21 protein-coding genes and 3 tRNA genes are annotated in these 20,273 nt (G+C 66.2%); 15 read left to right on the top strand and 9 right to left on the bottom strand.

The annotated features are described in order from the left end of the window. Positions 1-194: 194 nt before the first annotated feature. On the bottom strand, positions 195-1,250 hold the full coding sequence (gene hisC, locus HALO32_RS04490; protein ID WP_151442588.1) for a histidinol-phosphate transaminase: 1,056 nt from the start codon (positions 1,248-1,250) through the stop codon (positions 195-197). Positions 1,251-1,371: 121 nt separating this feature from the next. On the opposite strand from hisC, the gene HALO32_RS04485 reads away from it, so the two are divergent. The 5 genes from HALO32_RS04485 to mnmH all read left to right on the top strand — a co-directional run bounded on the left by HALO32_RS04485 (position 1,372) and on the right by mnmH (position 6,525). After that, complete coding sequence (locus HALO32_RS04485) at positions 1,372-2,265, top strand: AEC family transporter (RefSeq protein ID WP_151442587.1); 894 nt, start codon at positions 1,372-1,374, stop codon at positions 2,263-2,265. Positions 2,266-2,365: 100 nt separating this feature from the next. Continuing rightward, entirely contained in the window at positions 2,366-2,815 is a 450-nt protein-coding gene (locus tag HALO32_RS04480) for a copper resistance protein NlpE N-terminal domain-containing protein (RefSeq protein ID WP_151442586.1), read from the top strand. A gap of 118 nt (positions 2,816-2,933) precedes the next feature. Continuing rightward, positions 2,934-4,316: a DNA repair protein RadA gene (radA, locus tag HALO32_RS04475; RefSeq protein ID WP_151442585.1), complete on the top strand. Its 1,383-nt coding sequence runs from the start codon at positions 2,934-2,936 to the stop codon at positions 4,314-4,316. Positions 4,317-4,366: 50 nt separating this feature from the next. Continuing rightward, positions 4,367-5,404 carry a selenide, water dikinase SelD gene (selD, locus tag HALO32_RS04470; RefSeq protein WP_151442584.1) on the top strand — a complete coding sequence of 346 codons (1,038 nt, stop codon included), beginning with the start codon at positions 4,367-4,369 and terminating at the stop codon, positions 5,402-5,404. Then, positions 5,401-6,525, top strand: a complete 1,125-nt coding sequence (gene mnmH / locus HALO32_RS04465; RefSeq protein WP_151442583.1) for a tRNA 2-selenouridine(34) synthase MnmH — start codon at positions 5,401-5,403, stop codon at positions 6,523-6,525. The genes selD and mnmH overlap by 4 nt, the downstream gene beginning before the upstream one ends. Positions 6,526-6,529: 4 nt before the next feature. Here mnmH and HALO32_RS04460 read toward each other — a convergent pair whose 3' ends face one another. Beyond that, positions 6,530-7,228, bottom strand: a complete 699-nt coding sequence (locus HALO32_RS04460) for a type 1 glutamine amidotransferase (RefSeq protein WP_151442582.1) — start codon at positions 7,226-7,228, stop codon at positions 6,530-6,532. 56 nt (positions 7,229-7,284) lie between these two features. Between HALO32_RS04460 and HALO32_RS04455 the strand changes: the two genes are divergently transcribed. Further along, entirely contained in the window at positions 7,285-7,578 is a 294-nt protein-coding gene (locus HALO32_RS04455; protein WP_151442581.1) for an MGMT family protein, read from the top strand. A 25-nt stretch (positions 7,579-7,603) separates the two neighbouring features. After that, positions 7,604-8,185 (top strand): YjaG family protein, encoded by a 582-nt coding sequence (locus HALO32_RS04450; protein ID WP_151442580.1) that lies wholly within the window; start codon positions 7,604-7,606, stop codon positions 8,183-8,185. Between the two features lie 21 nt (positions 8,186-8,206). Here the strand turns inward: HALO32_RS04450 and hisF are convergent, their stop codons facing one another. The 4 genes from hisF to hisB are packed head-to-tail and all read right to left on the bottom strand — an operon-like array spanning position 8,207 to position 11,050. Continuing rightward, positions 8,207-8,980 (bottom strand): imidazole glycerol phosphate synthase subunit HisF, encoded by a 774-nt coding sequence (gene hisF, locus HALO32_RS04445; RefSeq protein ID WP_151442579.1) that lies wholly within the window; start codon positions 8,978-8,980, stop codon positions 8,207-8,209. A gap of 3 nt (positions 8,981-8,983) precedes the next feature. Continuing rightward, on the bottom strand, positions 8,984-9,730 hold the full coding sequence (gene hisA, locus HALO32_RS04440; protein ID WP_151442578.1) for a 1-(5-phosphoribosyl)-5-[(5-phosphoribosylamino)methylideneamino]imidazole-4-carboxamide isomerase: 747 nt from the start codon (positions 9,728-9,730) through the stop codon (positions 8,984-8,986). A 53-nt stretch (positions 9,731-9,783) separates the two neighbouring features. Beyond that, positions 9,784-10,425 carry an imidazole glycerol phosphate synthase subunit HisH gene (gene hisH / locus HALO32_RS04435; RefSeq protein WP_151442577.1) on the bottom strand — a complete coding sequence of 214 codons (642 nt, stop codon included), beginning with the start codon at positions 10,423-10,425 and terminating at the stop codon, positions 9,784-9,786. Between the two features lie 31 nt (positions 10,426-10,456). Then, on the bottom strand, positions 10,457-11,050 hold the full coding sequence (gene hisB, locus HALO32_RS04430; protein ID WP_151442576.1) for an imidazoleglycerol-phosphate dehydratase HisB: 594 nt from the start codon (positions 11,048-11,050) through the stop codon (positions 10,457-10,459). Positions 11,051-11,242: 192 nt separating this feature from the next. Between hisB and HALO32_RS04425 the strand changes: the two genes are divergently transcribed. From HALO32_RS04425 to HALO32_RS04390, 8 genes are all read left to right on the top strand, one after another. Then, positions 11,243-11,695 (top strand): acetyl-CoA sensor PanZ family protein, encoded by a 453-nt coding sequence (locus HALO32_RS04425; protein WP_151442575.1) that lies wholly within the window; start codon positions 11,243-11,245, stop codon positions 11,693-11,695. Next, on the top strand, positions 11,692-14,037 hold the full coding sequence (locus tag HALO32_RS04420) for an AsmA family protein (protein ID WP_151442574.1): 2,346 nt from the start codon (positions 11,692-11,694) through the stop codon (positions 14,035-14,037). Before HALO32_RS04425 ends, HALO32_RS04420 begins: the two co-directional genes overlap by 4 nt. A gap of 69 nt (positions 14,038-14,106) precedes the next feature. Continuing rightward, positions 14,107-15,198: an A/G-specific adenine glycosylase gene (mutY, locus tag HALO32_RS04415; protein WP_151442573.1), complete on the top strand. Its 1,092-nt coding sequence runs from the start codon at positions 14,107-14,109 to the stop codon at positions 15,196-15,198. 23 nt (positions 15,199-15,221) lie between these two features. Then, a complete protein-coding gene (locus HALO32_RS04410) occupies positions 15,222-15,494 on the top strand; it encodes an oxidative damage protection protein (protein ID WP_151442572.1) in 273 nt (90 codons plus the stop codon). A gap of 92 nt (positions 15,495-15,586) precedes the next feature. Beyond that, positions 15,587-15,662, top strand: a tRNA-Phe gene (locus HALO32_RS04405). A gap of 6 nt (positions 15,663-15,668) precedes the next feature. Then, positions 15,669-15,743, top strand: a tRNA-Gln gene (locus HALO32_RS04400). A 43-nt stretch (positions 15,744-15,786) separates the two neighbouring features. Next, positions 15,787-15,862: transfer RNA gene (locus HALO32_RS04395), tRNA-Thr, on the top strand. Between the two features lie 256 nt (positions 15,863-16,118). Next, positions 16,119-16,784, top strand: a complete 666-nt coding sequence (locus HALO32_RS04390) for a fumarylacetoacetate hydrolase family protein (RefSeq protein WP_151442571.1) — start codon at positions 16,119-16,121, stop codon at positions 16,782-16,784. Between the two features lie 80 nt (positions 16,785-16,864). Here the strand turns inward: HALO32_RS04390 and speA are convergent, their stop codons facing one another. The 3 genes from speA to HALO32_RS04375 form a co-directional block, all read right to left on the bottom strand. Further along, on the bottom strand, positions 16,865-18,787 hold the full coding sequence (gene speA / locus HALO32_RS04385) for a biosynthetic arginine decarboxylase (protein ID WP_151442570.1): 1,923 nt from the start codon (positions 18,785-18,787) through the stop codon (positions 16,865-16,867). Then, complete coding sequence (locus HALO32_RS04380) at positions 18,784-19,743, bottom strand: homoserine kinase (protein WP_151442569.1); 960 nt, start codon at positions 19,741-19,743, stop codon at positions 18,784-18,786. Before HALO32_RS04380 ends, speA begins: the two co-directional genes overlap by 4 nt. A 121-nt stretch (positions 19,744-19,864) precedes the next feature. Then, a complete protein-coding gene (locus HALO32_RS04375; protein ID WP_151442568.1) occupies positions 19,865-20,158 on the bottom strand; it encodes a DUF2782 domain-containing protein in 294 nt (97 codons plus the stop codon). Positions 20,159-20,273: the final 115 nt, after the last annotated feature.

Genomic DNA, 20,273 nt, shown 5'->3' with positions numbered 1-20,273 from the left:
CGGCCATTGGTCGGGGTTTCGTCGTTGCGGGGGTCTCCCCATGGAGAGTCCCGGAGTGCCGGCCAAGTCATCGTCAGGCCCCTATCCCGAAAAAACCCCGAGTTCACTAGAGCTCGGGGTTTTTTCATGGGCGGAAAGAAACCCGAGTCCATCAGAGCTCGGGTTGTTTGCGCCGGTGTCCTTCCTGGCCCTGGTTAGCGACACAGGCTCTCGAGGGCCTCGATAAGGCTGTCCATCTCGTCGTCGGTGCCGATGGAGATTCGCAGGTGATCGCGCAGCACCTCGGTATTGAAGTGGCGTACCAGGACGCCGCGTTCGCGCAGGCCCACGAAGAGCTGGGCGGCATCGAAGTCCGGGTGGCTGACCAGCACGAAGTTGGTCTGCGAGGGCAGCACCTGGAAGCCCAGGGTCTCGAGTCTATCCCGCGTACGCTCGCGTGTCGTGATGACCGCCTCGCGACTGGCCTCGAAGTGCTCGCGGTCCGCCAGGGAGGCGATGCCCAGGGCGCTGGCCAGGCTGTCGACGGGATAGGAGTTGAAGGAGTCCTTGATCCGCTCCAGCCCTTCGACCAGTTCGCGGGAGCCCACCGCATAGCCGAGCCTAAGACCGGCAAGGCTACGCGATTTCGAGAAGGTGCCGGTGACCAGCAGGTTGGGGAAGCGCTCGACCAGCGGTACGGCACTCTCCCCGCCGAAGTCCACGTAGGCCTCGTCGACCAGCACCACCGAATCAGTGACCCGTTCGAGAAGGCCGGCGATGGCCTCGCGGCCATGGCCATGGCCGGTGGGGGCGTTGGGGTTGGCAAAGATCACCCCGCCGACATCCTGGCCGAAGGCGTCGAGATCGACGCGCCACTGGGCGTCGAGGGGATGCGTGCGGCGCTCGATCCCGTAAAGCCGGCAATAGACCGGATAGAAGCTGTAGGAGATGCTCGGCATCTCCAGCGGGCGTGCCTGGCGGAAGAAAGCCTGGAAGGCCAAGGCGAGTACTTCGTCGGAACCGTTGCCGACGAATACCTGTTCGGCCGTGACTCCGAGCTCTTCGGCCAGTGCCTCGCGCAGCGCGTTGGATTGCGGATCCGGATAGCGACGCAGGTGATCGGCGGGGAAATCACGCAGAGCGGCTTCGACGCCGGGAGCTGGCGGGTAGGGATTCTCGTTGGTGTTCAGCTTGATCAGGCGCTCGCGAGGCTGTTCGCCCGGGACATAGGGGGTCAGCTCGCGAACGGCGGGGCTCCAGAACTTGCTCATGGTCACTCGCTCGGGGGATTGGACTTTGGTCATGGTGACCCGAGCCGCGTGACCGCGCAAGCCGCGGCCATGCTAGTCTCGGGGGCCGCTATCGATCATTCGCTGCCTACGGACCCACGCAATGACCGCCCAAATCCTTGCGACCCTGCTGCCCGTCTTCCTCATCGCCGGCTGCGGGACCCTCTATGGCCGCTTCCGTACGCCGGATATCCGCGGCCTTAACACCCTCAACATGGAACTCTTCGTGCCCATGCTGGTGTTCGCCGTGCTGGCCGATCGCCAGGCGCCGCTGGCGGATTACGCTAACCTGGCCCTGGCGGGGGCCGTGGTGGTGCTGGGTTCGGGACTCGTGCTCTGGCCGGTGGCGAAGTGGCTGAAGCTCGAGACCAAGACCTTCCTTCCACCGATGATGTTCAACAACTCCGGCAACATGGGAGTCCCCCTGCTGGTACTGGCCTTCGGTGAGAAGGCCCTGCCGGCGGCGGTGGTGCTGTTCATCATCGAGATGCTGCTGCACTTCTCGGTGGGGCTCTACATGCTCAACCCGCATACTCCGCTGTGGCGGCTGCTGCGCATGCCCATCGTGCTGGCGAGCCTGGCGGGCCTCACCGTCAACCTGGGCGGCATCCCCCTGCCTGGCTGGTTCCTGGAGGCGTTGCACATGCTGGGCGGGGTCTGCATTCCGTTGATGCTCTTCGCCCTGGGCGTCAGGATGCTGGATATCGATTTTGGTGACTGGAAGACGGGCCTGCTCGGGGCGGTGCTCTGTCCGCTTTCCGGCCTGGTGCTGGCCGTGCCGCTGATCTGGTGGCTTGAGCTGTCTGGCCTGCAGGCAGCGGCCCTCTGGGTGTTTGCCGCCCTGCCGCCGGCCGTGTTGAATTATCTTGTGGCCGAGCAGTATCGCCAGGAGCCCCACAAGGTGGCTTCGCTGGTGCTGATCGGCAACCTGGGAAGCCTGGTGGTCATGCCGCTGGTGCTGGCATTGATCTTCACCCATGTCTATCCGCTGGCCTGACGCATGGTGGGTGAGGCTGTCCGCTGAGGACGCGAGAGGTTATGCTGTCTTCAGGCTGCCGTGCATCACGGCGTCATGCTCATTGGTTAGGAGGACGCAAATGCAAATCAGGACATTGCTGGCCGGCACCGCACTGGCCGCCCTGTTGGCCGGCTGCGCCGCCGGACCCACCGATCAGGCCGTCGCACCGGAGATGGAAGCGACCACGGCGACCTACCAGGGAACCCTGCCGTGTCGCAACTGCGACGGCATCGACCTGAACGTGACCCTCAACGGCGAGGAGCAGGGGGCCATTGACGAGCGTACTTTCGATCTCGAGGCGTCCTACAGGGGGCACCCCCAGAGTCCCCCGGACGAGAACTACACAGGCAACTGGGAAGTTCTCCAGGGCACCGAGCAGGATTCCTCCGCCACCGTCTACGAGTTGACCCCCGATGGCGAAGGGCAGACCTACTACTTTCTGCGCGTCGATCAGCAGACTCTCGAGCTGATCGATCCCAACCTGCGTCGCTTCCAGAACAGCGAGATGCTGCAGCTCAAGCGTCTGTAAGCGTCTGGGTGCACAGTATCGGGGCGGCCCTAGGGTCGCCCCTTATTGTTGCGGGTATGCCATCGGCACAGGCAGATGGCGACGCAACGATGGCCTCGATCGTGGGAGAGAGTATCGCATGGCCAAAGCGAAGAGCGCCTTTGTCTGCACCGAGTGCGGTGCCGAGTATCGCAAGTGGCAGGGGCAGTGCAGCAGCTGTCAGGAGTGGAACACCCTGAGCGAAGTTCGTCTTTCGGAGGCGCGACCCGGTGCCGCCACGGGCGCCGCCTCGAAAACCGCTCGTGGCGGCTACGCTGGTGACCTCTCCCGCGAGGTGGTCGACCTGGGCAGCGTCGATCTCAGCGAGGTGCCGAGGCTCTCTTCCACCTTCGCCGAGTTTGACCGTGTGCTGGGGGGAGGGCTGGTGCCGGGTTCGGCCGTGCTGCTGGGGGGAAATCCCGGGGCCGGCAAGTCGACGCTGCTGCTGCAGACCGCCTGTAAGCTGGCCCAGTCCCGCCAGGTGATCTACGTCACCGGTGAGGAGTCGCTTTCCCAGGTGGCGATGCGCGCCCATCGCCTGCAACTGCCGGTGCAGGGCCTGAAAATGCTGGCCGAGACCAGTATCGAGACCATCCTTGCTGTCGCCGAGCGCGAGCGGCCCGATATCCTGATCATCGATTCCATCCAGACCATGCATCTGGAGGATATCGCCTCGGCACCCGGTGGCGTCGCTCAGGTGCGCGAGTCCGCCGCGGCCCTGACCCGTTTCGCCAAGCAGAGTAATACCGTATTGCTGTTGGTGGGGCACGTCACCAAGGATGGCACCCTGGCCGGCCCCAAGGTGCTGGAACACATGATCGATGCCTCACTGCTGCTGGAGGGCGGAGCGGATTCGCGCTTTCGCACCCTGCGCGGTCAGAAGAACCGTTTCGGTGCGGTCAACGAGCTCGGCGTGTTCGCCATGCTCGAGCACGGTCTCAAGGAGGTGAAGAACCCCAGCGCCATCTTCCTCTCGCGCAACGAGGAGCAGAGCCCCGGCAGCCTGGTGATGGTGGTCTGGGAGGGCACCCGGCCGATCCTCGTGGAGGTCCAGGCGCTGCTCGACGAGTCGGCGCTGGGCAATCCGCGTCGCGTCGCCGTAGGCCTCGACCAGAACCGCCTGGCCATGCTGCTGGCGGTGCTGCACCGCCATGGAGGACTGTTCACCGGCGACCAGGACGTCTTCCTCAATGTGGTCGGTGGGGTCAAGGTGCTGGAGACCAGCGCCGACCTCGCGGTACTGCTGGCGGTGGTCTCCAGCCTGCAGAACCGGCCGCTCCCCCGCGAGCTGGTGGTGTTCGGCGAGGTGGGGCTTTCCGGCGAGATTCGCCCGGTGCCCAGTGGCCAGGAGCGCATCGTCGAGGCGACCAAGCATGGCTTCAAGCGCGCCATCGTGCCCCGCGGCAATGCGCCCAAGCGCTCACCCGAAGGCATGGAGGTGATCGCCGTGGACAAGCTCGCCGAGGCTCTGGACGCCCTCTAGGCCCTTCGCTCTGATGTAGAATGCGTGTAGTGAATGCCAAGGAGAACGAGATGAGTGCCATCCGCCTGACCCAGTACAGCCACGGCGCCGGCTGCGGCTGCAAGATCGCTCCCGACGTGCTCGACAGCATCCTCGCCAAGGCCAGCCCCGGGGCCCGCCACTCGAAGTTGATCGTCGGCAACCAGGGGCGCGAGGACGCCGCCGTCTACGACCTCGGTGACGGTCGCGGCATGATCGCCACCACCGACTTCTTCATGCCCATCGTCGACGATCCTTTCGACTTCGGCCGCATTGCTGCGATCAATGCCATCAGTGACGTCTATGCCATGGGCGGCAAGCCGGTGCTGGCCCTGGGCATCCTCGGCTGGCCGCTGGACAAGCTCGGCGCTGACGTCGCAGGTGACGTGGTGGCCGGTGCCCAGGCGGTGTGCCGTGAACTGGGCGTGGCGCTGGCCGGCGGCCACTCCATCGATGCCCCGGAGCCGATCTTCGGCCTGGCGGTCAACGGCCTCGTCGACCTCGAGTATCTAAAGCTCAACAAGGGGGCAAAGCCCGGTGACCTGCTGTTCCTCACCAAGCCATTGGGGGTGGGTCTGCTGACCACGGCCGAGAAGCAAGGTCTGATCGAGCCCGGCCATCAGGGCCTGGCGCGGGAGACCATGCTCAAGTCCAATGCCATCGGCATGGAGTTTGCTCGGGTCAAGGGCGTGCATGCCATGACCGACGTTACCGGCTTCGGCCTGGCCGGCCATCTCGCCGAGATCTGCGCGGCCAGTGAAGTGGCCGCCCGGGTCAACTTCCGCCGCCTGCCACGGCTCGCCGAAGCCGAGGCCTATCGCCGCCAGGGCGCAGTGCCCGGCGGCACCCAGCGCAATCGTGAGGCGCTGGGTGCGAGCCTGCCGCAGATGGACGAGGCCCACTGGCAGTGGCTATGCGACCCGCAGACCTCCGGTGGCCTGCTGCTCTCGGTGCACCCCTCCTGGGAAGACGATGTGGAGCGTATCGGCCGTCAGCACGGCATCGAGCTTGTGCCCTTCGGCGAGGTCGTCAAGGCCAGCGGACCCGCGTTGATCGAGGTGCGTGGATGAGTTTGCCGCTGGTCGAGCCCGACCTTGCGCTGCTGCGGGAAGGGCGCGTGCTGATCGATGTCAGGGCGCCGGTGGAGTTCGCCCAGGGCGCCCTGCCCGGGGCGGTCAACCTGCCGCTGATGGACGACGAGGAGCGCCACCTCGTGGGGATAACCTACAAGGCGCATGGCCAGGACGCGGCCATCGCCCTGGGCGAGCGGCTGGTCAGTGGAGGCCTCAAGGCGGCGCGGATCGCCGCCTGGCAGCGGCTTCTCGCGGCGCACCCCGACGCCATCCTCTACTGCTTCCGCGGCGGGTTGCGCTCCCAGCTCGCCCAGCAGTGGCTGGCGGATGCCGGCATCCGGCGTCCCCGCATTCGCGGTGGCTGGAAGGCGATGCGCCAGGCCCTCTGTGCGCGCATCGACGCCGCGGCCGAGCAGCCGCTGCTGGTAGTGGGCGGCCTCACCGGCTGTGCCAAGACGCCGCTGATCCTGGCGCTGGACAATGGCCTCGATCTGGAGGGCTGTGCCCGCCACAAGGGCTCGGCCTTCGGGCGCCACCCGCTGCCGGCGCCCAGCCAGATCAACTTCGAGCATGCCATGGGGCGGCGCCTCCTGGACCTGCCCGGGCCGCTGGTGCTGGAGGACGAGTCCCGGCGCATCGGGGCGGCCAACATACCCCTGCGCTTCTGGGAGGCCATGGTGCCGGCGCCGCGGATCCGCATCGAGATGCCGCTGGACTGGCGGCTGGCGCAGATCCGCAAGGACTACATCGACGATCTGTGGGAGATCCATCGGCGACAGTTCGGCGACTGGCTGGGCTGGGCGCTGATGCGCAAGCAGCTCTCCTCGGCCCTGGGCAGGCTGAGGAAGCGCCTGGGCAGCGAACGCCTGGCCCGTCTGCAGCGCCTGCAGGCGCTCGCCTTCCGCGAGCATGAACGGGGCAACCGCCAGGCCCATGAGGCCTGGTTGGCCCCGCTGCTGACCGAATACTACGACCCCCTCTATCGCCACCAGCTGGAGAAGCACCCCGAGCGCCACTTCCTCCACGTCGGCGACTGGGAGAGCTGCCTGCGGGTCGCCAGGGAGTGGTCCGCCGAGGCGGCGAGCAAGGACGGCCGGCCGCAGTCCCAGTCGGCCTGAATTGTCATGCCGCTGCTGTGCTGTGCAGCCATTGGCTGAGCAGGCGGTCGAGGAGCGGGGCCAGCCGGTCGAAGCGCCTCGGGTCGTCGAGCATCGCCGCCCGGTCCTGGGCATGGGGGCTGGTTGGGCTGCCTTCGGGCGGCGCCTGATGGTCGAGCAGGGCCCGCACGCTGTCGGCAGTGGCTTCCAGGTGGCACAGCAGGCCGACCACCCGGCCGTCGTCCCAGGTGAAGCCCTGCAGCGGGCTGGCCTCACTGCGGCCCAGGGCCAGGGCATAGTCGGGCAGGGCGAAGACCTCGCGGTGCCACATGAAGGCCTCGAAGGTGTCGGGCAGGTCGACGGGGCTCAGCGGGGCGAGGTCCACCCGGTGCCAGCCGGTCTCGGCCACGGAGCCGCGGGCCACCACCGCCCCCAGCGCCTCGGCGATCAGTCTGGCGCCGAAGCCGATCCCCAGTAGCGGCTTGTTGCCGTTCAGCGCCTGGAGGATCAGCTTGCGCTCGCCCCTGAGCCAGGGGCACCGTTCGGTTTCGAGGCTGCCCTCGGGGCCGTCGAGCACGATCAGCGCATCGCCATCGGCCAGCCGCGGCGGCAGCTCTCCTGCATCGAGGTGGAAGACGGTGTGACTGTGGCCCATGCTGGCAAGCCAGTCGGCGATGCGGGCCGGTCCCTGGTGGGGGCTGTGCTGGAGAAGATGAACGTGCATGCGGGCCTCGCCTTGATGGTATGCCGAGTGACGGACGGGACGGAGCGCAAGGGTACATGAAGCCGGAGCTGCGGGAACAGATACTGACCATCCTGGCCGAGATCCCGTCCGGCCGGGTGACCACCTATGGACGCATCGCCGCGATGACCGAGGGTGCCACGCCGCGCCTGGTGGCCCGGGCGCTGCGCGAGTTGCCCGCCGGCCACGACCTGCCCTGGTTCCGGGTCATTACCGCCTCGCGCAAGCTGGCCGACCATCCCTGTGCCGCCGAGCAGCGCGAGCGTCTGGCCGCCGAGGGCGTGCTCTTCGATCCCCGTGGGCGGGTGGCGGCCGAACGCCTCTGGCCCTGAGACAACGCAACCCAAAGGAGACTCCATGAGCGGCTTCTTCCAACGCCTGCAGCAGCTCGATCCGCGTCGCCAGCAGGCCTTCATGGCGGCGCTCTGCGAGCGCCTGCTGCCCAACTACGGCCTCTATGCCGAGACCACCGGCCAGGGCGACCCGCATGGCATCAGGGTGATCCTGGACCTGGTCTGGGAGCAGCTGGGGGTGAGGGAGGCGCGCATCGACTTCGACCGCCAGGCCGAGAAGCTCGCCGAGCTGGAGCCGCCCGCCGAGGACGACAGCTTCGGCGCTCGGCGGGCGCTAGAGACGGTGGTGGCACTCTCGGCGATCCTCGACACCTTGCGTGGTGAGGCCTCGGAGGCGGTGCTGGAGGTTAGCCGTGTTTCGCGCAGTGGGGTGCGCGCCTTCATCGAGCTCACCGAGGGTGAGGATGACGCCACGCGGCTGGACGAGCTGGTTCGCCGTCATCCGCTGATGGCGGACGAGAACGATTTCCAGGACGCCGTGCTGGAGGCCGTTGAGACAGGGCCATTGAATCGCGAGACCCTCAGGTCGCTGCGCCGGCTGGGGCGCAACGACGGTGTCAGCAACCTGGGGCTTTCCGCCGACTGAGTCGGCGGTACAGGCTCGGGACTAGAGCCGCATCTCGATGCCCCGCTCGGCCATGTAGCGCTTGGCCTCGGGGATGGTGTATTCGCCGAAGTGGAAGATGCTGGCCGCCAGCACCGCATCGGCACCCCCCTTGATGACGCCCTCGACCAGGTGATCGAGGTTGCCGACCCCGCCGGAGGCGATCACCGGCACGCTCACCGCCTCACTGATGGCATGGGTCACACCGATGTCGAAGCCGACCTTGGTGCCGTCGCGGTCCATGCTTGTCAACAGCAGTTCACCGGCGCCGTAGGCCACCATCTTCTTCGCCCATTCCACCGCATCCAGTCCAGTGGGGCGGCGTCCGCCATGAGTAAAGATCTCCCAGCGGTCCGGCTCGCCTTCCTCGGAGACCTTCTTGGCGTCGATGGCCACTACGATGCACTGGCTGCCGAAGCGCTCAGAGGCCTCGTATACGAAGTCGGGGTTGGTCACCGCGGCGGTGTTGATGGAGACCTTGTCGGCACCGGCGTTGAGCATGGTCCGGATGTCGTCGCAGCTGCGGATGCCGCCGCCCACGGTGAGCGGGATGAATACCTCGCCGGCGATGCGCTCGACCATCTCCACCGTGGTGTCGCGGTCCTCGTGGCTAGCGGTGATGTCGAGGAAGGTGATCTCGTCGGCGCCCTGCTGGTTGTAACGCTGAGCGATCTCCACCGGGTCACCGGCGTCGCGGATGCCGATGAAGTTGACGCCCTTGACCACGCGGCCGGCGTCGACGTCCAGGCATGGAATGATGCGCTTGGCGAGTCCCATGGATCAGCTCCCCTTCTGGCTGAGTTCGTCGCAGAGCCGCTGCGCCTCGGCGACGTCGAGGCTGCCCTCGTAGATGGCTCTCCCGGTGATGGCACCCAGGATTCCGGGTTCACCGGCGGCGATCAGATCACGCAGGTCGCCCAGGTTGGTCACGCCACCGGAGGCAATCACCGGCAGGCCGCCTTCGCGGGCCAGGGCCGCGGTGGCCTCGACATTGACGCCGTTCATCATGCCGTCGCGGGCGATGTCGGTGTAGACGATGCTGGAGACGCCATCGTCGGCGAAGCGCTTCGCCAGTTCGGTGGCCTTGAGCGTCGAGACTTCGGCCCAGCCATCGGTGGCCACGAAGCCATCGCGGGCATCCAGGCCGACGATCACGCGTCCGGGAAAGGCTCGGCACATCTCGCCGACGAAGTCCGGTTCCTTGACCGCCTTGGTGCCGATGATCACGTAGGAGACCCCGGCTTCGAGGTAGTGCTCGATGGTCTCGGCGCTGCGAATGCCGCCGCCGATCTGGATCGGCAGGTCGGGCCAGGCGCGGGCGATGGCGGTGACTGCCTCGCCGTTGACCGGCGTCCCTTCGAAGGCACCGTTGAGGTCGACCAGGTGCAGGCGTCGGGCGCCGGCCTCCACCCAGCGGGCAGCCATGGCCACCGGGTCGTCGCCGTAGGTGGTGGCATCGTCCATGCGCCCCTGCTTGAGACGCACGCATTTGCCGTCCTTGAGATCGATGGCGGGAATTACCAGCATGTCAGTGTCCTTGGTTGGCGCGGCGTCGTGCGCCTGTAGAAGAGTGGCGCCCCTCAGGGTATCCATTGAACGAAGTTTTCCAGCAGCTTGAGCCCGGCCCGGGAACTCTTCTCCGGGTGGAACTGCACGGCGAAGGTGGCATCCCGGCCAATGGCCACATGGGCAGTCAAGCAGCCGTATTCGGTGGTGCCGAACACCGTGGCGTCGTCGGTGGCATCGACATAGTAGCTATGCACGAAATAGAAGTGCTCGTCCTGGTCGATGCCCGCCCACAGGGGGTGGTCGTGGTGCTGGTGCACCAGGTTCCAGCCCATGTGGGGTACCTTGAGCCGGTTATCCCTGTCATCGCGCATGTCGGTGGGGAACTTCCTCACCTCGCCGCGCAGGAAGCCCAGACAACTGATGCCGCCGTTCTCATCGCTGTGATCGAGCAGCATCTGCTGGCCGACGCAGATGCCTAGCAGCGGCTTGGCCTGGCTGGCGAGCAGTTCCTCGACCAGGCCGCGCAGCTCGGTCTTTTCGAGCTCGCCCATGCAGTCGCGGATGGCGCCCTGGCCGGGCAGCACCAGGCGGGTGGCGCCGCGAATGCGACGGGCATCCCGCGTCACGATCACATTCTCGTGAGTGACGTGTTCCAGTGCCTTGGCGACGGAATGCAGGTTACCCATCCCGTAGTCGATGACGGCAATGGTCATGGAGCGCTCCTCTTGTGATCGTTCGACGGCTTCAGAGGCTGCCCTTGGTGGACGGCATCTGGCCGGCCATGCGCGGGTCCGGTGCCACGGCCATGCGCAGCGCGCGGCCGAAGGCCTTGAAGATGGTTTCTGCCTGGTGGTGGGCGTTGAAGCCCTTGAGATTGTCGATGTGCAGGGTCATCCGGGCATGATTGACGAAGCCCTGAAAGAACTCCCCGAACAGTTGGGTATCCAGGCGGCCGATGCTGGCGCGGGTGAACTCGACGTCCATGAACAGACCAGGACGGCCCGAGAAATCCACTACCACCCGCGACAGGGCCTCATCCAGGGGCACGTAGGCATGGCCGTAGCGGTAGATGCCGCGCTTGTCGCCGATGGCCTGGTGGAAAGCCTGACCCAGGGTGATACCGAGGTCCTCGACGGTATGGTGGTCATCGATGTGCAGGTCGCCCCGCGCCTCGATGTCGATGTCTATCAGACCGTGGCGGGCCACCTGGTCGAGCATGTGGTCGAGGAAGGGCACGCCGGTCTCGCAAGTCAGGCGTCCCTCGCCGTCGAGATTGATGGTCACCGTGATCTGGGTTTCCCGGGTGTTGCGGGTGACCGTGGCGATACGCTCGGACATGTCGGGTCTCCAGCGCCGGAGCGCGTGTGAGAGGGGCCGGTGGTGGTCACCAGCCGGCAAGGCATAAGGGCGCCGGATGCTGTGCCTGACGCCGCGAGCCTGCCATTATAGTGAATCGCCCGCCCCATCCGCTACAATGCGGGTCATTACAGTGGTGGCGACCTCGCCGCCCCGGCTCAAGGAGAATCCCGCATGCCGGTGACCCTTCAACAGGTCGACCACGCCGCCTGGGAAGCGGATGCCCAGGTACGTCTCGACCTCGCGCGCATCTATGCCGACGCTCCTGCCGAGCGCCTGCCCCTGCCCGTGGACGACTTCATTCGCGATCATCTCGCGAGTGGCCACCTCTTCAGCTGCGCCCGTTTCAACGATCGGCTGCTGGGAGCTGTGGCGGTTATCCCCGATCAGCATACCTGGTGGCTGTCGAATCTCTGTGTGCGCAAGACGACCAGACGTCGTGGCGTCGGGTCACGGCTGCTGGCGCTGGTCAGCGAGGTTGCCTATGCCGAGGGACGTCGCCTCTATGCCGCTTCTTCCCAGTTGCCGGTCGCCGACCAGATGCTGCTCACCAGGCTCGGCTATCGGCTCACGAAGGACGGTGACTATTTCGAGCTCGACCTGCCTCCTCGGGGAGGCCAGCAATGAGGCGCCTGTTGCGGACCCTGCTTGCCGCCATCGGTGTGCTCGGCCTGGTGATGGTCGGCGCCGTGGTCTATGTCACCACCTTCTTCGACCCTAACGATCTCAAACCGCGTCTGGTCGAGGTGGTGCGCGAACACAGCGGGCTGGAGCTGAGCCTGGATGGCCCCCTCTCCTGGTCCTTCTATCCTCGTCTGGGGGTGGGCATGGAGAAGGCCGAGGCACGCCTGCCGGATCAGTCAGAGGACTCGACGCCCTTCGCTGCTTTCTCCCACGCGGAGGTAAGCCTGGCCTTCACGCCGTTGCTGCGCGGCGAGATTGCTATCGACGGCCTGACCCTCGAGGGCCTCTATCTCGACCTGCAGCGCGACGCCCAGGGTGAGGGCAACTGGGAGGTGCTGCTCGAGAGGCTGAGTGAGAGCAGTCAAGAGGCCGAGGCCGCCCTGGCCCCGGCAAGCGCGGGGCCCGACCCGAATATCGATACCGGCCTCTCGGTAGCGCTCAACGTCGCCAGCGTGCAGGTCCAGGATGGTGAGGTGCGCTTCCGCGATGCCCTGAGCGACCGTGAGCTGCTCTTCGAGAACCTCCAGGTCAGCGGCAGCAACGTCAATCCCGGGCGGGCCTTTCCGATCGTATCCTCCTTCCGGCTAAAGGCCTACGAGGGCCTCGACTGGCAGGGGCAGGAGCGTGAGCCGCGTCTGGGCAGTGACATTTCCCTGGAGGGTCGGGTGGCTCTGGGCCTTGCAGAGGGTCGGCACGTGCTGGAGGGGTTGAGTCTGGCGACGGTCAACCGCCTCCATGGACTCGACGGCGAACAGCAGGTCAACCTCACTGGCGCCGAACTGGTGGTGAACGTCGGTGAAGGCAGCCTTCAGTTGAAGGAAGGGAAGCTCGACGCCAGTCTGAAGCATCCGCGGCTGGGCGAAAAGGTGCTTCCGCTGTCGCTTGCCTTCACCCTGGATGCCGACCTCGACGAGCAGAGCGCCAGCTTGCGTGATATGGCGCTCACCGGCCCTGACGGCCTGGAGCTCAACGGTAACCTCAACCTCAGCGCCCTCGCCGAGGCACCGGCCTACACCGGCCAGCTGCGCATGGCGTCGCTGTCGCTGCGACCCTGGCTGGCGAGGCTCGATATGATGCCGACCATGGCCGATGGCGAGGCACTCTCCGACGTGGCGCTGACCAGTCCCGTCAGCGGCGACCTCGAACGCTTCGAGCTCGCCGGCCTGACCCTGGTGCTGGATGGCAGCACCTTCACCGGCCGTCTGGCGGGACAGTACGACGGCGAGCAGCTGGCCGCCGACCTGCAGGGCGACCGGCTCGACCTGGACGGCTACCTGCCGCCCCCGGGGGTGGAGGACGATGGCGCCTGGCTGTGGCGCTTGCCGGGCATCCGCCGGGCCCATGCCGCCGAGTCGGATGTGCTGGTGCCGACGGAGTGGCTCTCCGCCCTCACGCTCGATGCCCACCTGGCTCTGGGCGAACTGCGCCTGGCGGGGATGGATTTCTTTGACGTCGACCTGACTCTCGAAGGGCGCGATGGTCGCCATCGCCTGGTTGCCTTCGAGTCTCGCTTCCACGATGGCCGGCTGGCCGCCAATGGTGCCCTCGACCTGCGCGAGACGCCGGCTCGCTGGCAGCTGTCGCCGACGGTCGAGCGGGTGCGTCTGGAGTCGCTGCTGGAGTCCTTCGGCAACGAGTCTGCACCCCTGAATGGCCGCTTCAGCGGCGAGGGTGAGCTTGCCACCCGTGGCAATACCCTGTTGGAGCTCAGGCGCCACCTGGGCGGTGAGCTTTCCACCCGCATCGAAGAGGGTGCGATTCCCGGCGTCAACATTTCGCGGGAGCTATGCACCACGGCCGCTGCCCTGGAGGGCGAGGAGCTCAACCGCGAATGGCGCGACGAGACTCGTTTCGAGCACATCCGTGCCACCCTGCGGCTTAACGAAGGTGCTGCAAGGAGTGATGATCTGCGGGTCACGCTGCCCGGCATGGAGGTGGACGGCAAGGGCGAGCTGGACCTGGTCAGCGAGCAGTTCGATCTGCGTGCCGCGCTGCGCCTGGTCGATGTTGAGAACGCTCCCTGCGAGGTTAACCCTCGCCTCGAGCGGGTGCCGCTGCCGGTGCGCTGCGAGGGGCAACTGGGCGGCAACAGTGCCGAATGGTGCCGCCTGGACCGCGAAGCCTTCCAGGGCACCCTGGCCGAACTGCTGCGCAACGAACTCTCGCAGCGTGCCGGCGAGGAGGTGGAGAAAGGCCTCGAGGGTGCCGCCGGAAAGATCGACGAACGCCTCGGCGAGGAAACCGGCAAGGAACTTCGCAATGCCCTGAAGGGTCTATTTGATTGAGCAACACGTACGACCAGTCCCTGCGCCGACTTCCCCAGTCGGCGCTTTTTTGTTCGCAGTGAGAGCCCCATGACGGACATGCCGCCAGCCATCCTGCCGCCGAAGCGCTTCCAGCAGCGCCTGCTCGCCTGGTTCGACTCGCACGGCCGCCACGACCTGCCCTGGCAGTATGAGCGCACCCCCTACCGGGTATGGGTCTCGGAGATCATGCTGCAGCAGACCCAGGTGGCCACGGTGATCCCCTATTTCGAGCGCTTCATGGTGCGCTTTCCCGACGTTGAGGCGCTGGCGGCGGCCGACCAGGACGAGGTGCTGCACCTGTGGACCGGCCTTGGCTACTACGCCCGGGGTCGCAACCTGCACAAGGCTGCCCGGGCGGTGGTCGATGAACATGGTGGGGAGCTTCCCGTCCACTGTCTCGAGGAAATGGCGGCCCTGCCCGGCATCGGCCGCTCCACGGCCGGCGCGATCATTGCCCAGAGCACCGGACGGCGCGCGGTGATTCTCGACGGCAACGTCAAGCGGGTCCTCACCCGCCTGCACGCCGTGGAGGGCTGGCCGGGACGGCCGGCGGTGGAGCGCCGGCTCTGGGCCCTGGCCGAGCATTACACGCCCGAGGAGCGGCTGGTCGACTTCACCCAGGCAATGATGGATCTGGGCGCGACCCTGTGTCGGCGTGGCACGCCAGATTGCGCCCGCTGCCCCTTTGAGGAGGTTTGCCTGGCCCACGCCCGTGGTGAGGAAAAGCGCTTCCCCGAGTCCAAGCCGAAGAAGACCCTGTCCACGCGCATGACCGTCATGTTGCTGCTGCAGGACCGAGAGGGACGTGTGCTGCTCGAACAGCGACCCTCCAACGGCCTATGGGGTGGGCTCTGGAGCCTGCCCCAGTTTGACGATATTCAGGCGCTGCAGGCCTGGCTGGACGCCCGGGCGCCGGGCAGTGAACTCCAACTCGCCTGGACGCCCTTCACGCATGCCTTCAGCCACTTCCGCCTCGAGATCACCCCTCAGCCGGCACGCATCGACCGGCTGGACTCGGTGGGCGAGGCGCACTGCTGGTACGATCCTACTGAGCCCGCCAGCATCGGCCTGGCGGCACCGGTCAAGGCACTGCTGGCGTCGCTGGCGCCTTTCACACTGACCACTACCGCCGGGCCCTGACCCACGCACGAGGAGAGACCCCGATGAGCCAGACCGTCTTCTGCCGCAAGTACCAGAAGGAAATGGACGCCTTGCCGTTCCCGCCGTTGCCCGGAAAGAAGGGGCAGGAGATCCAGGCCAACGTCTCCCGGCAGGCCTGGGAAGAGTGGCAGGCGCTGCAGACTCGCCTGATCAACGAGAAGCACCTCAACATGCTCGACGCCGCCTCGCGCGAGTATCTGATGGAGCAGATGGAGCGCTTCCTCGATAACCGTGAAACCGACCAGGCCGAGGGTTATGTGCCCCCGACCCAGTAGCCCCGTCATGTCGCCGTTCTCCGGCCATCTTTCTGAAACGGAAGGGGTTGACGGAAACGGTTCGCTAGGGTTTAATACGCCCCGTTGGCAGCGGCCAGATAGCTCAGTCGGTAGAGCAGGGGATTGAAAATCCCCGTGTCGGCGGTTCGATTCCGTCTCTGGCCACCAATCTGCTGGGGTATAGCCAAGTGGTAAGGCACCGGTTTTTGGTATCGGCATTCCCAGGTTCGAATCCTGGTACCCCAGCCACGCCAACCCTGTTTCCGATTCTGTGACTCGAGTCGGTTCCCGAGCCGGCATAGCTCAGTTGGTAGAGCAACTGACTTGTAATCAGTAGGTCGCGGGTTCGACTCCTGCTGCCGGCACCAATCAAGCATCGGGAAGTTCTCGGCCAGACGCCTAGAATACAATGAGTTGCAGCACAAAGAGGCCGCCCGTCGAGGTGGCTTTTTTTGGTCCTCGATATTTCCGCAGCATTATCGTATGGCATCGTTCGGCCTCTTAATCACGGCGTCAGCGTGATGGGTCGGTGCCGTCGGTACACTGGACCCAGGTTGTCGCTGGAGTAGACTGGAACCCTGTCGCCTGATCGCGGCGGCGATCACCAGAAGGAGAACAACCGCCATGCGCTTCGTGCCACGTTTCACCGATGGCCAGCCGTTCCCCGAGCCCCTGGGCAAGATCGTCTGCGTCGGCCGCAACTATGCCGACCATGCGCGGGAACTGGATAACCCGGTACCCAGCGAGCCCTTGCTGTTCATCAAACCGGCGACGGCCGCCGTCCCCCTGGAGCAGCCGGTCGATGCTCCTTTCGAGCGGGGTGAGGTTCACTATGAGACGGAGTTGGCGCTGCTGATTGGCGAAGAGCTTTCCCGCGTCACGAACGACGAGGCCGAGCGGGGCATCGTCGGCATCGGCCTGGCGCTGGATCTGACCCTGCGTGATGTCCAGTCGCGCCTCAAGGAGAAAGGGCATCCCTGGGAGATCGCCAAGGCCTTCGATGGGGCCTGCCCGATTTCCTCTTTCCTGCCGCTTTCGCAGGTGCCCAACTGGAGCGGTATCTCCTTTTCCCTGGAAGTGGATGGCGAGTCTCGTCAGCATGGAGAAGGGGCGGATATGCTGTTCCCGGTGGCGACCCTGGTGGCGGAGATGAGCCGCCACTTCACCTTGCAACCGGGGGACGTGGTACTCACCGGTACCCCGGCAGGGGTGGGCCCGCTGGAGCGTGGGGTGACGCTGCACTTCACCCTTACCGGCGGACTGGAGGTCACCACCCGCGTGGTGGATTAGCACCACGGCGCCCCTCTGAAAAGAAGACGCCCCGCAGCACGCAGTCTGCGGGGCGTCTTCGCGTTCCAGGTGACGTGCATCTACTCCAGGTAGGTGTAGCCGTCAAGGCCATCCGAGAGGTCGTCGAGGAAGGCCTGCTGTTCAGCCTGCTCCAGGCCGCTGCGCGCAAGCTGCTCGGCCAGCCGCTCGCGCAAGGCGGCGACGTCGAAGTTGACGTAGCCGAGCACGTCGGAAACCCGGTCCCCCTGCTGGATCTGGCTGATCGACCAGCAGCCGTTGCCGTCCAAGGCGGCATCCGCCGAGTCGGTGTCGCCGAACAGGTTGTGCAGATCGCCGAGAATCTCCTGGTAGGCGCCCACCATGAAGAAGCCGATGAGCTTCTCGTCGCCCTCCTGCCATTCCGGCAGCGGCAGAGTGGTCTCCACGCCCTGGCCATCCACATAGCCGTCGATGCGACCGTCCGAGTCGCAGGTGATGTCCTGGATGACGCCGCGACGCACCGGCTCACGGTCCAGGCCGGTCAGCGGCAGTACCGGGAAGATCTGCTGGATCCCCCAGACGTCGGGCACCGACTGGAACAGCGAGAAGTTGACGAACAGCTTGTCAGCGAGCTTCTCTGCCAGCTCGTCGTTGATCTCGCGGTGGGCACGGTTTCGGGTATCGAGCCGAGCGCGTAACCGGGCACAGGCGGCGAAGTAGACGCCCTCGCCCTCGGCACGGGCGGTGATGTCGGTGAGGCCCATCACGAAGCGCTCATGGAGTTCGCCCATGGCCTGCACCAGGTCATGCCAACCCTCCACCAGGCCGCGAGGCTCGGCCTGTTCGTGCAGCAGGTCATGGACGCGCCACAGCTCATCCACCTGCGGGTCGCCCACGACTCGGCGCGGGGGCGCCTCCTCGCCGATGCGCTCCTCGCCGATCACGTTGGTGATCAGTACCGCATGGTGAGCGGTGAGCGCCCGGCCCGACTCGCTGATCAGGTGGGGCTGGGGCAGGTCGAGCTCCTGACAGGCTAGGCGGAAGGCGTACACCACGTTACGCGCGTACTCCAGCATGGAGTAGTTGGCCGAGCAGAAGCTTCGCGAGCGGGTGCCCTCGTAGTCGACGCCCAGGCCGCCGCCCACGTCGACGGTGTCCACCGGGGCGCCAAGCTCCACCAGGCTCTGATAGAAGCGCGCACACTCGCGCAGTCCACGCTGGATGTCGCGAATGTTGGCGATCTGCGAGCCCAGATGGAAATGCACCAGCTGGAGGCTGGCCAGGGCATCGGCCTCTCGCAGCTGCTCCACCACCGCCAGTACCTGGCTGGCCGTGAGGCCAAACTTGGACTTCTCGCCACCGGTGTTCTGCCAGCGGCCGCGTCCCACGGTGGCCAGGCGGGCGCGCAGGCCGATGCGTGGCGTCACGCCGATGCGTTCGGCTTCCTCGAGAATCAGCGGCAGCTCCGAGAGCTTCTCTACCACCAGGTAGACCCGGTGGCCGAGCTTCTCGCCCATCAGGGCCAGGCGCACGTACTCGCGGTCCTTGTAGCCATTACAGACGATCAGCGAAGGGCCGTCGCCGGAGAGTGCCAGCACGGCGAGTAGCTCCGGCTTGCTGCCGGCCTCGAGTCCCACCCGGCCATGGCCGCGCTCCTGGGTGCCCAGGATCTCTTCCACCACCCGGCGCTGCTGGTTGACCTTGATCGGATAGACCGCGGTGTAGCCGCCACCGAACTCCTCCTCCTGCATGGCGGTATCGAAGGCGGCGCAGAGCTGCTCGACGCGATCGTGGAGGATGTCGGTGAAGCGAACCAGCACCGGCAGCCGCAGCCCGGCCTGGCGGAGTTCCGTCACCAGGTCGTTCAGTGGCAGGGCCGGGCCCTCGGCCTCGCTGCCCAGTGGGCGCACCAGGGCATGGCCGTTGTTGTCGACGTCGAAGTAGCCGCTGCCCCACTGATCGATGTTCCAGGTGCGCCGGGCGCGTTGTGCCGGGTCGGCGGCACTATTCTTGGGCTGGCTCATTCGTTCACCTCGGGCAGCGGCAGGGCGCCGTGTTCCAGGCGCGCCTTGAGAATGGTACGGAACTGCTCGGGATCATGGGGGGTGAGGTCGTGGGCCGGCGGGTCCACGTAGACCACCAGCAGACGCGAGAGCCAGTAGCGCAACGCGGTCAGGCGCAGCATCATCGGCCAGGCGTTTCGCTCGGCGGCGGTCAGCGGTCGGCGCGCCAGATAGGCCGCGAGGATGGCATCGTGCCGTGCGGCATCCAGGCGGCCATCGGGTCCGCTGGCCCAGTCGTTGATGACGATGGCCAGGTCAAACAGCAGATCACCGGTGCAGCCGTTGTAGAAGTCGATCAGCCCACCCAGGCGGTCGCCATCGAAGAGGGTGTTGTCGCGGAACAGGTCACCGTGAAGCGCGCCCTGGGGGAGGTCGGGGGCGTTGCCCAATGACTCCTGGTAGATTTCCACCTCGTCTTTCATCAACGCCTGATCCTGTGGGGAGAGATAGACCAGCACCTTGTGGTGCATGGGCAGCAGCCAGTGCAGGTCCCGCGGATTGGGGCGGTGGCCGGGGAAATGGCGGGAGACCATGTGCATGCGACCCAGCGTGTCGCCGAGCTCGCGGCACTGGGCCAGGTTCGGATCCTTCGGGTGCCGGCCCGGCAGTTTCGGGAACAGCAGTGCCGGCTTGCCGGCCAGGGCGTGCAGGGCGATCCCGTCACGGTCATGCAGGGGCCCGGGTACCGGCAATCGGTGTTCGTCAAGATAGTCGAGTAGCTCGACGAAGAACGGCAGTTCCTCGTGCTCGCCCTGTTCGAACAGGGTCAGCACCAGTTCGCGTCGGTCGGTGGTGACGAAGAAGGTGGTATTTTCGGTGCCGGCGGGCACTCCCTCAAGGGAAACCAGTGAGCCGGCATCGAAGCGGCTGAGGAGCTCGACGACCTGAGGTTCGGTAAGCGGTGTGAATACGGCCATGTGTCTCTCGCCCGGGAAATGCTAAGCCGCCTATTGTAGCGATTTGGCACACCGATGCACGTGCCTCTGCCGCGGCAGAGACCCTGCCGAAGCCAGGAGTCGTAAGGAGGTGGCAGCAGGTTCAGAAGGTCTTCAATACCCACTGGGGAACGGCGATGCGGTCACCCTCCCGGCGCTCGAAGTCGCCGTCGCCGTCGTGGTCGACGAGGTAGTAGGAGGGGCCGGAAGAGGGGCGGATCTCGATGGCATAGAGCTCGCCGTTGACGCGGTACTCGCGGATGGTGCGATCCTCCTCCTGGCGGACGGTGATATCCGGCTCGAGGTCGCCGGAGGACTGCGCCAGGGCACTGCCACCGGTGGTCAGGGCGAGGGCCAGCAGCAGGGCGGTGGTCGAGCAACTCGCGATCTTCTTCATGATGACCTCCAGGGCCGCACGTGGCGGGAAGCGGGATTGCCTACAGTGTAGGGGGTTGCGGCCGCCCGGCCTACCGCCCACGGCAAAAGATGGTGGCAATGGGTATCATGGATCA

This window comes from Halomonas lysinitropha (genome assembly GCF_902500215.1).
GTDB classification, from domain to species: Bacteria; Pseudomonadota; Gammaproteobacteria; order Pseudomonadales; family Halomonadaceae; genus Halomonas; species Halomonas lysinitropha.
The sequence above is the reverse complement of the archived record's forward strand: the minus strand, read 5'-3'. Positions and strand labels throughout refer to the sequence as shown.